Source organism: Prosthecobacter vanneervenii, assembly GCF_014203095.1.
GTDB lineage: Bacteria > Verrucomicrobiota > Verrucomicrobiia > Verrucomicrobiales > Verrucomicrobiaceae > Prosthecobacter > Prosthecobacter vanneervenii.
Window position 1 is genome coordinate 159,414 of sequence record NZ_JACHIG010000006.1, and the last position, 13,049, is coordinate 172,462.

The window sequence follows — 13,049 nt, forward strand, 5'->3', positions numbered from 1 at the left end:
TTCCCCTTTTACAGCATGGCAGACCCAAACAGCATCGCAGTCGTTAGCCTCGGCTCCCAACGTGTCAGTGGAGCCGTCTTTGGCAAGACGCCAGGTGGGGATCTAATCCTCAAACGCTATGAAATTACTGAGCTTGACGGAGATCCTTCGGTGGATGTCAGCCGTCTGTCTCAGATGAAAACGGCTCTGGCAGAGCTTGCCACTAAGCTGAAAATCAAAGGGCAGAAAGCCTGGTGCTCCGTGCCAGGACACCCGGTTTTCAGCCGTTTTGTGAAGCTGCCTCCGGTTTCCAATGACAAGCTCTCTCAGATTGTGGAGTTTGAGGCTCGCCAGAACGTGCCGTGGCAGCTGGACGAAGTCTCCTGGGACTACGAAGTGGTCACCAAATCTGATGTAGGCGAGGTCGAAGTGGTGCTGGCCGCCATGAAGCGTGAGCCTCTGAATGAGATGTATCAGGAGGTAAGCGCAAGTGGTGTGAAGGTCGTGGGCATGGATGTCGGGCCTCTGGCGCTCTACAACGCCTTCCGCTACAGCTATCCTGATGTCGATGAGCCTGTGCTCGTGGTGGACATGGGTGCAAGATCCACCAACCTTGTGTTCATTGAAGGCGACCGGTTTTTCACCCGTAATCTGCTTGTCGGTGGAGCGGCTGTGACCAATGCCATTGCCAAGGAGTTTGGCGTGTCGTTTGCTGAAGCTGAACAGCAGAAGCGCTCTCAGGGCTTTGTGGCCCTTGGTGGAGCTGTGGAGGATCATCCGGACGAAGGCGTGAACGCCATGTCCAAGGTCATGCGCAACTCCATGACACGCCTGCACTCTGAAATCATGCGCACGATCACCTTCTACCGCAGCCAGCAGGGCGGGAGTGCTCCGAAACGGGTTTTCCTCGCTGGCGGTGGGTCGGCAACCGGATATGTGGCGGAGTTTTTCACTGAAAAGCTCAAGCTGCCGGTGGAAGTTTTCAACGGCCTGAGAGGGGTGCAGACCGACCGTGCCGTGAGTGCGGATGCAGCGCAGATTGACGCTCCTGCATTGGGAGAGCTTGTGGGCCTCGCGCTGCGTGGCATGAGCGGCTGTCCATGTGAAATCGAGCTGGTTCCAGATGCTCTGGCCTCTGCACGCGATGCCGCACGCCGTGCGCCTGCGTTGATCCTTGCCGGGCTCTGCCTGATGGGTGCTTTGGGAGCGTCGATTTACTGGTTTAACAGTGCCAACGATGTCATCAAGGAGCGCACAGCTGCGATGCAGAGAGAATTTTCCACGCTGAGTTCGCTTTCGGACGGGATCCGACAGCTGGATGCGCGGCAGGAGGAATTGAAGGGGCGGAGCATGCAGCTGGAGCAGGCTGTAACGGATCGCTCCTGGTGGGTGCGCCTGCTGAATGACCTCAACCAGCAGTTTGATAATGATCTTATCTGGCTGCCGGTGGTGGAGGTGCTCAAAGATGACAAGCCCATCACTGCGCCGCTCTGGGCTAACAACGATAATGATTCAACCAAATCTGACTCGAGCAGCAGCAAGGCGGGTGCTCCGGCGGCTCCGGCTTATTCCCTCCGTGTGCGCGGTCTCTACCGCAAGAACAATGAAGGCGAGCAAAAGGTGGTTTACGATTTTGCCGCCAAGCTGGCGAAAATGGACTCCTTTGACATGCCGGACTTTGAAACCAAACGCGATAAATATGTGAAGGTGGACAGCGGTGTGGATGAAGCACGCTACGCTTACAGCTTCGAAATCAAAATGCCTCTGCGCAAGCCCCTGCAATTTAAATAAAGAACCATGGACTGGATACGTGAAAACAAACCTCTGGCGGCCATTCTTGGCGTCATTCTCGTCGGCACGCTGGCGCTTGGCTACCTGCTGTATGACTCCTGGAGCAGCTACGAAGAAACGAAGGAAGGATACATTGGTCTAGGCAATCAGATGGCGGCTCTCAAAGGGGCTCGTCTGGCACCTACCGATGCCAATCTGCAGGCCAAAAAGCAGATGGTGGATGAGTATGCGGCTGATGTGAACAAGCTTGGAGCCGCGCTTTTGATTCTTCAGCCGAAGGTCGAGCCCATGAAGGACATTGAGTTTCAGGCAAAGCTGAAGACGAAGATTTCGGAGATCCGGACAGCTGCCCAATCAAAGATGCAGCTTCCTGCTGATTTCGCCTTCGGATTTGACGAGTACACCTCCAGTCTGCCGACTTCTGCGGCGGCGGCCACTGAGCTTTCCGGCTATCTGGACGCGATGGACGAACTGGTGAAAATGCTGCTGAAGTGCAATGTGCAGTCTCTTGACTTGCTTGAGCGTTCAAAGCTGGCGCTGGAAGCCAAAGCTGCAGCCAATGCACCAGCGGGAGGTGCGGCGGCTCAGAGGCAGGGGGCGGCGGAGATCTTGGAGAAGAGGCAAATCTCTCTGATTCTGACTCTTGATCAGGGTGCTCTTCAGCTCCTGGTTAGCCGACTGGCCACTACTGAAATGCCATTTTTCACCAGTGTGCGTCAGCTGCGTATCGAGAACCAGCTTCAGGAGGGGCCTTTGCGCTCTTCAGTGCGACTGCCGGCTACCAATGGTCCCAAAATGGGGGGTGGGCAGGCTGCCGCTGCAAGCGAGGAAGTGGCCTCAGACGAAATACGCCCTCCTGCTCCTGCTCCAATCGACACCATTCCTGTTTTTGGCAATGAGCTTCTGAAAGTCAGGATGGAAATTGACTTGGTAAAATTTTTGGACGCCGCCAAAGGGGTGGCAGCTCAGATTCCTGCTGGACGTTGATCCTCAATTTTAAAATCCGCAGCCTAACAGCATCATGCAGAACAGACAGGGAAACTACGAAAAAACCATCTTGGTCATCTCCTCCATCATCGCGATCGGAGTGGCCGTTTTTTTGATCTTCGAATCTCAAGGTTTTGAAGAGAGCATCGCCTTGCAGCAGGCGGCTCCAAGAAACGATTTGAACGCTCCGGACAAGCAAAAGGTGGCTGATGCCATCGAGACCTTGAAAAAGAGATATCTTTGGGTTTCTCCGGTGCGCAACGGCAAGGGGGCACCGCTGAATAAATCCGTGCTGTTGGTGATGAAAGAAGGCAAGTTGTTTGACCTGCTTCTTCCTGAGCCAAAGCTGAGAGAGCCCATGACGAACCTTTTTCTTGTGGGAGACCAGACCAAGAATCCTCCGGAAAAGCAGCTGCCGAATATTTTTTCTCCCAACGTCGGGGATTTGGATGCGGACAGCGACGGCTTTTCCAACCTGGAAGAGTTCAAGGCCAACACGGATCCGCGGGATGCAACCTCAATGCCTCCATTTACTGACAAGCTGGCCTTGGGCAAGCGCATCAGCCATGATTACATCATCCTGCTGAAGGGCGGAAGCGATGGAACCTTCCAAGTGCAGCGTCTCGTCCCTAGCAAGGCCAGTGTTTTCAAGCCGCTGAACGAAGAGTTTGGGTTCGATAAAGGAACGCTGCGCTTTAAGATCCTTTCCAGCCGGAAAGAGGTCAGAGATAATCCTACTCTTGGGCCGCAGGAGATTTACATCATCAAGGTCCACGACTCAGCCACCCAGAAGGAATTTGAAATGGTGCAGGGCAAAGAAGTGAACCTGGCTGAGTATGAAGCCGAGTTCATGTTCAATTACCTGAAGCGTCACGTGATTCCAGGCATCAAAGAGGGCGGAACCTTCCAACTTCCAGGGCTTGGTAAAACCTACTATATTCACAAATTGGAGGAAACCAAGGCCATCATCTCCCCCGTGGGATCTGATGGCAAACCGACCAAGGAGACCATTGAAGTGAAGCAAGGATAATCACCCTCCGCTTTTTTTGAATGGATGAAGAATTAACTCGCCAAAGTTTGCCCACATCTGTTAGTAATCCTTTTTTACCACAAAATATTGTCAGTTTGCCCTATGACCCACCACTCTCGTCTGGTCTTTAACCTTTCCCTCCTCGTCCTTTCTGCGGGCGCTTCGCCGATCATGGCGCAAAGCTCAGTCTCCGGAATGGCTAATCGAGAAATTGCCCGCAGGTATGCCCGCATCGAAGACGCCCGCACAGCCATGGATCGTGGCGACAAGCTCTTCAGTGGGGCAGATTACGAAGGTGCCTTGGGCTCATACAAAGCCGCCATCGAAAGTCTTCCGAATGCTCCGCTCACCCGCGACTGGCTGGATCTTGCGCAGCTTAAGTATGCTGATTGCAGTGTCACTGTGGCGCAAGAACGCGCCAAAGCAGGGGATTACAAGGCGGCAAGAGAGCTTCTGGACGGAGCAATCAAAGCCGTGCCAGGGCACAAAGCTGCGGCAGCCTTTGCCAAACAACTGGACGACCCAGACCGCTGGCCGCCGGCTCTCACTGCAGAACATGTGACCAACGTGGGCAAAGTCCAAGCAGGCCTCCTCCTTGCAAACAGCTCTGTGGAGATCGGCAACTATGATGCGGCGATTTCCCAATATCAGGATGTGATCCGCGTGGACCCATACAACAGCGCTGCACGCCGTGGTATGGAAAACGCCGAGCGCAAGCGCCAAGAATACTTCAAGTCGGCTTATGATCATCAGCGTGCCAAAATGCTTTCTCAGGTTGCCGAAGCTTGGGAGGACAAGGTGCCAGTGCAGGGGGCAGCAGTTGCTTTTGATTACGGCGTGGGACGCAGCCCAGGTGCCTACCTGACTGAGAAGATGAACAAAATCGTGTTCCCAAGCGTCAAGTTTGACAATGCGACAATCGACGAAGCGATCGAGTTCCTTCGTGTCAAGAGCCGTGACCTGGATACGTTTACTGAGGCTGGCGGCGTCAAAGGTGTGAACATCATCCTTCGCCAAGGAGAAGCCCCGAGCAATGCGTCCATCAGCCTTGACCTCAAGGACGTGCCAATGTCTGAAGCTCTTCGTTATGTCACCGAACTGGCGCAGATGAAGTACAAGGTGGAAGCTCACGCTGTGCTCGTGGTGCCGCTTTCTGAAAATGCCAGCGAGCAATATACTCGCAGCTATCGTGTGCCACCGGACTTCCTTAGCAACGGTGGTGGCGACGCTGGTGCCGCTGCCCCGGCTGCTCCCGCTGCTGATCCTTTTGCAGCAGGTGGTGGCGGCGGTGGTGGTGCTGGTGGCAGTGGCTTGATCGCCAGAAGAACGGCCAAGCAGATTCTCGAAGCTGCAGGCATCAACTTCCCTGAGGGCTCTTCTGCCAGCTACAATCCTGCGACATCGCAGCTCGTTGTCAGGAACACACAGCCGAACCTTGACCTAGTGGAAGCCTATGTGGAGTCCATCACTAAATCGGCGCCCAAGATGGTCGTGATCACTTCCAAGTTCGTTGAAATCACCCAGAAGAACACAGAAGAGCTGGGCTTCGACTGGCTGCTTGGTGCTTATGGAGCTGGCAACGTCTTTCTCGGCGGTGGTACTACTGGCAACGGAAACGCTTACAACTCAGCTAATTATCCGTTTGCTTCCAATTTGGTGCAACCTGGTTACAATGTTGGTGGAACGCAGGTTTTTCCAAATATCCCTGTCGCTGGTGCCTTCGCTGGTTTGATTCCAACAGGAGCTGTTAATCCAGCTACTATTACAGCGGCTAACCCCACGGGAACTCCGACATTCCCTTACGGTGGTGGTCCTATGACCTCCGGAAATCGCAGTGGTGGTTATGCTGTTAATAACAGCAGCATTGATAATCTGCTGACCACGGGTTCCACCACAGGAACTACATCTGTGGCTCCTGGCATCTTCTCCACAGCTGGCATCTTCTCTGATCCCCAATTCCAGACGGTGATGCGCGGTCTCAGCCAGAAAAAGGGTGTGGACCTCATGAGCGCCCCAAGCGTGACAACCAAGAGCGGTACTCGTGCTACGATGGAAGTGACTCGCGAATTCATCTATCCTACCGAATTTGATCCTCCTCGTCTTCCCCAAGGCAACGGTGGTCTGAACCTTGGTGGTGGCGGTGGCGGTAACCAGATCGCAACTCCAACGACTCCCACAGCTTTCGAAATGCGCCAGACCGGTGTTCGTCTTGAAGCTGAACCGACTGTCGGCGCTGATGGCAACACGATTGAACTTACCCTCGCCCCTGAAGTGGTTGAGTTTGACGGCTTCATCAACTACGGCTCGCCGATTCTCTCTCCGTCCAGTCAGTCGGTGCTGAGCGTTATCTCCATCGTCACTGACGCACTGGGCAACCAGACAGCAGTTCAGGGCTACGTCCCCCTGCAGCAGCCAGAACGTCTGATCACCCCGAACATCATCAATCAGCCCGTGTTCTCGGTGCGTAAAGTGACCACTGGTGTTTCCATCTGGGACGGCCAGACGGTTGCCCTTGGCGGCCTGATGCGTGAGGACGTGCAGGATGTGCAGGACAAACTGCCAATTCTTGGTGATCTCCCGATCGTGGGCCGTCTGTTCAAGAGTGAAGCTGAACAGCATTACAAGCGCAACCTGATGATCTTCGTGACCGCTCATCTGATCGATCCTGCTGGTCAGCGCATCAAGCCGGTCAACAGTCAAGCCAGTGGCGGTGCTGATGCTGCTGCGGCTGCTAGCGGTGGTAATGCTCTGCTGCCCCCAGTTTCGGGTCCAGTAAACTAATCAGCCTTCGCTGTTAGGCTTACTTAAACAAATTTCAGGCAGGATGCATCATGCGTCCTGCCTGATTTGTTTTAGGATGGCGGAAAATGAAAGATTTTGACCAAATACGATGAAGTCTTGGGTGATTACAGGTGGGGCTGGGTGTGGCAAAAGCACGGTGACGAAACTGCTGATGCAGCAGTTTTCGGAAGCGGCTGTGCTGTTTTCCGCCGATTTAGCAGTGGCGGAAGCCCTGAGGAGTGCGGCTACTCTCAAAGAACTTGCGGGAGTGTTTGGATCCCAAGCGCTGTCCACTTCCGGTGGCGCTAACCGGCAGTGGCTGAGGGAAGTAGTGCTGCCGAATTCTGAGTCGCGTAAGAAGTTAGAGGCTATTTTGCACCCGGTGGTGCTGGAAGCGCTTGAGGCGGCCCGTGTGGGTGCTGAGAAGGTGGGGGCAAATCTTTTCCTTGCGGAAGTCCCCCTCCACTATGAGATTGGAGGTACAGTTTCAGCAGACCTTGTCATCGTGGTGGCTTCCAGCCGGTCGATACAGGTCAGGCGGATGATGGAAACCCGGGGGCTCGACGAACAGACCGTTCATAAGTTCCTGGAGGCCCAATGGCCCATCGAAGCCAAGGTTGAAAGAGCAGACGCTGTCATTTGGAATGATGGTGCGCTGGCCTCTCTTGAAGCCCAGGTGCTGACGCTGGCAAGTCCACTCTTGCAAGCATGAACGATCAAACTCCCGAATCCCCCTCCACGGTGGCCTCCCCGACAGCCACTCCCTCATCGGAGGCTCCACTTTCCACGGACAGTGCTCCTGTGGCATCTACTGAGACTCAGAGCCCGGAGGCTGCTACGACGGCCGTTGCTGAAGCGGTCGAAAAGCCCGCAGAGGTGCAGAAACCGGAAGGAGCACAGCCGCCATTCCCGGAGGAAATTTCCATCAACGAACTGCAGGATGCATCCTTGGGGGAGCTTCTGGAACTGGCGGACAAGGTGGGCTTCCGCCTGAACGCAAGCCGCAGCAAGCACCAGCTCATTTATGACCTGTGCTCCTGGATGGCCGAGCACAAGACCCGGCTGAAGGTAGAGGGTGTGCTGGAAATCGGCACCGACAACTACGCGCTGATCCGCTACCCGAAATACAGCTTTGCGCCTCTGCCGGAAGACGTGTTTGTGCCGCTTTTCCTGGTCAGAAAGTTTAACCTGCGCGCCAGCCAGAGGATCGCCGGCCAGGCCAAGGCCCCAAAGGATCGTGACAAGTACATCGCGATCGACCGCATCACGGAAGTGGAAGGCGTGCCTATTGAGCAGTGGGAGACGCCGGTGGAGTTTGACAAGCTCACAGCCACTTTCCCGAACAAGCGCATCATTTTGGAAACTCCAAAGCCCTGCGCTGTCAGCTCCCGCATTCTGGACTTGGTGGCCCCGCTGGGCAAAGGCCAGCGCGGTTTGATCTGCGCACCGCCACGCTCTGGCAAGACGGTGATCCTGAAGGACATCGCCCGTTCCATCACGCAAAATCACAAGGAGATCACGCTCATCGTGCTGCTTCTGGACGAGCGGCCAGAGGAAGTGACGGATTTTGAGGAAACCGTGCAGGGCTGCGAGATTTACAGCTCGACCTTTGATGAAGGTCCGAAGAGGCACAGCCAGGTGGCGGAGATCGTGCGTGAGCGCGCCTGCAGACTGGTGGAGCTGAAGAAGGATGTGGTGATTCTGCTGGACAGCATCACGCGACTGGCCCGTGGCTACAATGCGCTGAACGGCGGCAAGGACCGCACGGGTTCCGGTGGTGTGGGCGTCAAGGCGCTGCAGAAGCCGCGCAAGTTTTTCGGGTCCGCCCGCAATGTGGATGAAGGAGGAAGCCTGACGATCATCGCCACGGCCTTGATCGAAACGGAGAACCGCATGGATGACGTGATCTTTGAGGAATTCAAAGGCACGGGCAACATGGAGGCCACCCTGGATCGCGAAATCTCCGAGCGCCGCATCTTCCCGGCGCTGCATCTGCTGAAGTCCGGCACACGGCGTGACGACCTGCTCTACCATCCGGATGAATTCCGCCGTGTGACCCAGGTGAGGAAGCAGCTGGCCGCTGTGCCAGCTGTGGAGGCACTTGAGATGCTGATCCGAAACATTAATCGCACCAGCAACAATGCTGAAATCCTTCTGCTGGGACTGAAATGAACGAGGAAGGATCAACCCAGGCGCCGGACTACGAGTTCATCGACACTCCAGCTCATCTCGAGAAGTGGATCGGCCAGATGCGCCTCTGGCTGGCAGAAAGCCCTGACAAACGCTGCTGCCTCGACACCGAGGCGGACAGTCTGCATCATTACCATGAGAAGCTGTGCCTGCTGCAGGTGAACTGCGCGGGCAAGTACGCGCTGGTGGATCCGCTGGCCATCTCTGATGTTTCCCCCCTGCTGGAACTGCTGGATGCGCATGAGCTGTGGTTCCATGGAGCAGACTACGACCTGACGATGCTGAGGCGGACTTACGACTGGAGCCCGCGGGTGATCCGGGACACGCAGATCGCGGCACGTCTGCTGGGCGCGAGGCAGTTTGGGCTGGCTGCGCTGGTGAAAAACGCTTTTGATCTGGATCTTTGCAAAGCCTCGCAGAAGGCTGACTGGAGCCGCCGCCCACTGCCGCCAAACATGCTTTCGTATGCGGTGGATGACGTGCGCTATCTGCTGCCGATCGCGGACAAATTTGTGGCTGAGCTCAAGGCCAAGGGCCGGGAAGAATGGTTTCACGAAAGCTGCCGCTCCCTGCAGGAAGATGTGGCTGCGAGAGAAAAGATCTCGCGTGAAGATCCCTGGCGTGTGCAGGGGTGTGGCAGATTGCATCCCAAAGGTCTGGCGATTCTGAAGGCCATGTGGGAATGGCGCGAGGGCATCGCCCGTGAGCGTGACACGCCCTGTTTCAAGATCATGTCCAACAAGCAGATGGTGGCCTATGCCGAGCAGTTTGAGGCTGGGCAGTCGCTGAATCCGCCGAACGGCTGGCGCCCGCGCTGGAAGAAGGAGTTTTTTGACATCGTGGTGGCGATCATGGCCTCTGCTCCCGCCGACTGGCCCCAGCGTGCCAAGAAGACAAAGGGACGCCTGAGCGATGCGCAGAGAGAGCAGATCGACAAACTGTGTGCCTACCGTGAACAGGTGGCGCAGGGACTGGAGATCGAAGCCTCGCTGCTGGGATCGCGCGCCACCATCGAGGAACTCGTCATTGATGGCGATCCTGCCAGTCATCTGATGAGCTGGCAGCACGACCTGATGGCGCAGGGCCTGGAGCAGGTGTTGAGTGCGGTAGAGCAGGCGTAGATAGAGGATTCGGTGGCCTGTTTTCGCATCTGCAGAGGGGTTGCGGATCAGCGGTGACGCCGGGTGATGTGGGATCGGGACGATCCCACTCCGCCAGATGGCTGGCAGATGGCCAGTAATGCGGGTGTCCACGCATGACACCTGCGGCCCGTGTGATCTGCGGTGCTGTCTTTGTTTTGAAAGTGCAGCGCTACTTCTGCTGCATCCAGGCTGGTAGAACGATGTCCGCACTTTTGACCGGGGTGGTGTCGCCTTTCCAGGCGAAGCCGACGTTTTCAAAGCTGGTGCGCTTTTCTCGTAGAAAGGCAAGCAGGCGCTGGCCCATCTGGCGGTAGGGGGAGTCTTTGCGAACGGCGAAGGGCTGCACGGCCTTGGATTTGTCCGCAGGCAGGGGGATGGCTTCGAAGTGTTCTTTGTCGTTGTTGATGTTGATGCCGTACACCACGGCCGCATCGAGTGAGCCGGTGCGCATTTGATTGACGAGGAAGTCGGCGGTGGGGACCTGGGACGAGGCGTTTTTGCTGACGCTTTCCAGGAGGTTCATGGACTTGAGGATGGAGCGGGTGAGGTAGCCGATGGTGGACTGCTCGGCATTGCACAGGCCGACGCGGAGGCCGGGGCGGGCGAGGTCTGAGAGGGTGTGGACGCCTTTGGGGTTGCCCTTCGGAACGGCGATGACGATCTCGGCTTCGGTGAGCAGGATGGCCTCGGGAAACTGCTCGGCCACAGGCGGGACGAAACAGACATCGCAGGCGTAATAGACGTCCGGATACTTGGGATTAGCGCTGTCTCCCATGGTCTTCATGGCGGCGCAGAGGATGCCGCAGCCGTTGAAGACAGTGGTCATGGTGATGCCCTCGTGAGCGGCGAACTCATGAAGGAGCTTTTCGATGGCGGGGCGGTTCACGCCGCCGCTGTAGAGGATGAGGTCGGGGCGCATGGCCCATTTGTCTCCGGGCACGGCCTTGAAGCCCTGCTTCTTAAACACGGCGGCACCTTTCTCCGGAGCGGTGAGGTAGCGGGCAAAGCGCAACGCCTCTGCTGGATGCTGGCTGAAGGAAAGCACGGCGGCGGTGCCGGATTCGGTGTGCTTGGAAAACTCCGGCAGCATGACGGCCTCCAGCCCTTTGAACTGCGGCACCACCGAGTCCCACACGATGGCGGCATCGACGGCACCGAGGGAGAGGTCGGCGGCGATTTCAGTGACGGTGGGTTTCATCACGGCGGCTTTGGCAGCGAGCGCGTCCCACTCGGGGCCGAGGATCTTTTTCACCACACGGCCGATGCTGGCGGCCTCGGGATTGGCCAGGGCGACTTTGATTTCGGGAGTCTTCAGCGCGGCGAGGCTGTCGATGTGCTTCGGATTGCCCTTGGCCACAGCGACGACAGGCTGCTGTTTGACCAGAACGAACTCCTCGCGGGTGACGCCGAGTTTTTTGGCATCGGCCAGAGCGCCGTCATCTGCGGCGATGAAGATGTCGCCATGCTTGGCGATTTTGAGCTGGCTGAGCAGTGTGCCGGTACCGCCGAACTGCAGGCGCACCTCGATGCCGGTTTCCTTTTGATAAGCAGCGGCGATTTCCTCGACCGGCTTTTTCATGCCTGCAGCGCAGAAGACGGTGATGGGGGCGGTGCTGGTCTTGGAAGGTTTCAGCGCGACCCAGGCGGCACCTGCGGCAGCCCCCAGGCAGAGAACGACGATCAGTTTCTTCAGCATGATGCTGGAACGTGCCAGAAGAGGAAAGCTATGCGATCAATTTCTCAATCACCTGGCCGCCGAACTGGCTGAGCTGCTTGAAGCGTCCTGCGTGGTAGAAGGTGAGCTTGTTGTCGTCCAGGCCGAGGAGGCGGAGGAGGGTGATGTGGAGATTGCGCACATGGTGCACTTCCTCGACAGCTTCCATGCCGCGATCATCCGTGCTGCCGATGGTGTGGCCTGCTTTGCAGCCGCCCCCGGCGAGCCAGATGGTCATGGCCTTGGGGTTGTGGTCGCGGCCATAGGCGGTGCCGCCGCGCACGCCGTTGTCCGGGGTGCGGCCGAATTCGCCGCACCAGACGATGAGGGTGTCGTCCAGCAGGCCGCGCTGCTTGAGGTCTTTGATGAGGGCGGCGATGGGCTGGTCCACCTGATGGATGAGATTGCCATGGGCGCGCTCGATGTAGTCGTGGCTGTCCCAGGTGCCGGCGTAGAGCTGGACAAAGCGCACGCCTTTTTCCACGAGCTTGCGGGCGAGCAGGCACTTGCGGCCAAAGGCATCGGTGGCACCGCTGCCGATTCCGTACATGGCTTTGGTCTTTTCGTCCTCCTTGCTGAGATCGAGAGTCTCGGGCACCTGAGTCTGCATGCGGAAGGCGAGCTCGTAATTGTGCATGCGGGCCTGCAGTTCATCGTGCCAGGGGTGGGTCTCGGCGTGCTTGGTATTGAGCTGGGCGAGCAGGTCGAGATTGGCGCGCTGGTGCTCGGCGGAAATGCCGGGTGGGGGCTGGAGATCGAGAATCGGGGAGCCTTTGGGGCGCAGCGGAGTGCCCTGAAACTGGGCTGGGAGGTAGCCATTGCTCCAGTTGGCGCTGCCGCCCTGCGGGTAGCTGATTTCGGGAAGCACGACGAAGCCGGGGAGGTCCTGATTCACGGAGCCGAGGCCATAGGTGACCCAGGCACCGATGGCGGGATCGCCGCCAAAGCGGTTGCCGCAGTTCATTTGATACATGGCGGTGGGGTGGTTGACTGAATCCACTTGGCAGCCACGGAAGAAGCAGAGGTCATCGGCGACGGTGGAGAGGTGTTTCCAGGGCTCGCTCATCCATGCGCCGCTGTGGCCGTGCTGGGCGAACTTGAAGGGGGACTTCACGTAGTAGCGCTTGCCGCTTTCCATGGCGGACTTCTGCTTTCCCTCGCGGACGAACTCTTTGAGGTGGAGTTTTTCGAGAGCGGGTTTGGGATCGAAGGTGTCGATGTGGCTGGGGCCGCCCTCCATCATAAGGAAGATGCAGCGCTTGGCCTTCGCAGGAACCTGCTGGGCTTTGGGGGCGAGGGGGGCTTGAGCTTCAGATGCCAGCAGTGAGGTGAGCGCCACGCTGCCGAGAGATGCGCCGAGGCCATACACAAACTCGCGGCGTGTGGGGGCATGCAGTGCGCGTGATCCTGCACAGGGGAAGAAGTGAGGGTTCAT

Annotated in this window: 9 protein-coding genes; 7 read left to right on the plus strand and 2 right to left on the minus strand. The window is 57.4% G+C overall.

The window, feature by feature from the left end; genetic code table 11:
• Positions 1–15: 15 nt before the first annotated feature.
• The 7 genes from HNQ65_RS15035 (at position 16) to HNQ65_RS15065 (ending at position 9,879) form a co-directional block, all read left to right on the plus strand.
• A complete protein-coding gene (locus HNQ65_RS15035) occupies positions 16–1,770 on the plus strand; it encodes an Amuc_1101 family PilM-like pilus complex protein (protein WP_184340396.1) in 1,755 nt (584 codons plus the stop codon).
• Positions 1,771–1,776: 6 nt separating this feature from the next.
• Positions 1,777–2,757: an Amuc_1100 family pilus-like protein gene (locus tag HNQ65_RS15040; RefSeq protein WP_184340397.1), complete on the plus strand. Its 981-nt coding sequence runs from the start codon at positions 1,777–1,779 to the stop codon at positions 2,755–2,757.
• Positions 2,758–2,791: 34 nt separating this feature from the next.
• A complete protein-coding gene (locus HNQ65_RS15045) occupies positions 2,792–3,787 on the plus strand; it encodes an Amuc_1099 family pilus-like system protein (RefSeq protein WP_184340398.1) in 996 nt (331 codons plus the stop codon).
• 102 nt (positions 3,788–3,889) lie between these two features.
• The gene (locus tag HNQ65_RS15050) at positions 3,890–6,568 is read left to right on the plus strand and encodes an Amuc_1098 family type IV pilus outer membrane protein (protein WP_343076563.1); all 2,679 of its coding nucleotides are present in this window, start codon (positions 3,890–3,892) and stop codon (positions 6,566–6,568) included.
• A 109-nt stretch (positions 6,569–6,677) separates the two neighbouring features.
• A complete protein-coding gene (gene coaE / locus HNQ65_RS15055) occupies positions 6,678–7,280 on the plus strand; it encodes a dephospho-CoA kinase (protein ID WP_184340399.1) in 603 nt (200 codons plus the stop codon).
• Complete coding sequence (gene rho / locus HNQ65_RS15060) at positions 7,277–8,740, plus strand: transcription termination factor Rho (protein ID WP_184340400.1); 1,464 nt, start codon at positions 7,277–7,279, stop codon at positions 8,738–8,740. The genes coaE and rho overlap by 4 nt, the downstream gene beginning before the upstream one ends.
• Positions 8,737–9,879, plus strand: a complete 1,143-nt coding sequence (locus tag HNQ65_RS15065; RefSeq protein ID WP_184340401.1) for a ribonuclease D — start codon at positions 8,737–8,739, stop codon at positions 9,877–9,879. Before rho ends, HNQ65_RS15065 begins: the two co-directional genes overlap by 4 nt.
• A 190-nt stretch (positions 9,880–10,069) precedes the next feature.
• Here the strand turns inward: HNQ65_RS15065 and modA are convergent, their stop codons facing one another.
• Together modA and HNQ65_RS15075 are read right to left on the minus strand one after the other, a co-directional pair.
• Positions 10,070–11,596, minus strand: coding sequence for a molybdate ABC transporter substrate-binding protein (modA, locus tag HNQ65_RS15070; RefSeq protein WP_184340402.1), 1,527 nt, complete (start codon positions 11,594–11,596; stop codon positions 10,070–10,072).
• A 28-nt stretch (positions 11,597–11,624) separates the two neighbouring features.
• Positions 11,625–13,049 (minus strand): DUF1501 domain-containing protein, encoded by a 1,425-nt coding sequence (locus HNQ65_RS15075; protein ID WP_184340403.1) that lies wholly within the window; start codon positions 13,047–13,049, stop codon positions 11,625–11,627.

Excerpts from the sequence above, each read along its gene's own strand:
- HNQ65_RS15040 (WP_184340397.1), top strand. The coding sequence starts at position 1,777 with ATGGACTGGATACGTGAAAACAAACCTCTGGCGGCCATTCTTGGCGTC.
- modA (WP_184340402.1), bottom strand. The coding sequence starts at position 11,596 with ATGCTGAAGAAACTGATCGTCGTTCTCTGCCTGGGGGCTGCCGCAGGT.
- coaE (WP_184340399.1), top strand. The coding sequence starts at position 6,678 with ATGAAGTCTTGGGTGATTACAGGTGGGGCTGGGTGTGGCAAAAGCACG.
- rho (WP_184340400.1), top strand. The coding sequence starts at position 7,277 with ATGAACGATCAAACTCCCGAATCCCCCTCCACGGTGGCCTCCCCGACA.
- HNQ65_RS15035 (WP_184340396.1), top strand. The coding sequence starts at position 16 with ATGGCAGACCCAAACAGCATCGCAGTCGTTAGCCTCGGCTCCCAACGT.
- HNQ65_RS15045 (WP_184340398.1), top strand. The coding sequence starts at position 2,792 with ATGCAGAACAGACAGGGAAACTACGAAAAAACCATCTTGGTCATCTCC.
- HNQ65_RS15075 (WP_184340403.1), bottom strand. The coding sequence starts at position 13,049 with ATGAACCCTCACTTCTTCCCCTGTGCAGGATCACGCGCACTGCATGCC.
- HNQ65_RS15050 (WP_343076563.1), top strand. The coding sequence starts at position 3,890 with ATGACCCACCACTCTCGTCTGGTCTTTAACCTTTCCCTCCTCGTCCTT.
- HNQ65_RS15065 (WP_184340401.1), top strand. The coding sequence starts at position 8,737 with ATGAACGAGGAAGGATCAACCCAGGCGCCGGACTACGAGTTCATCGAC.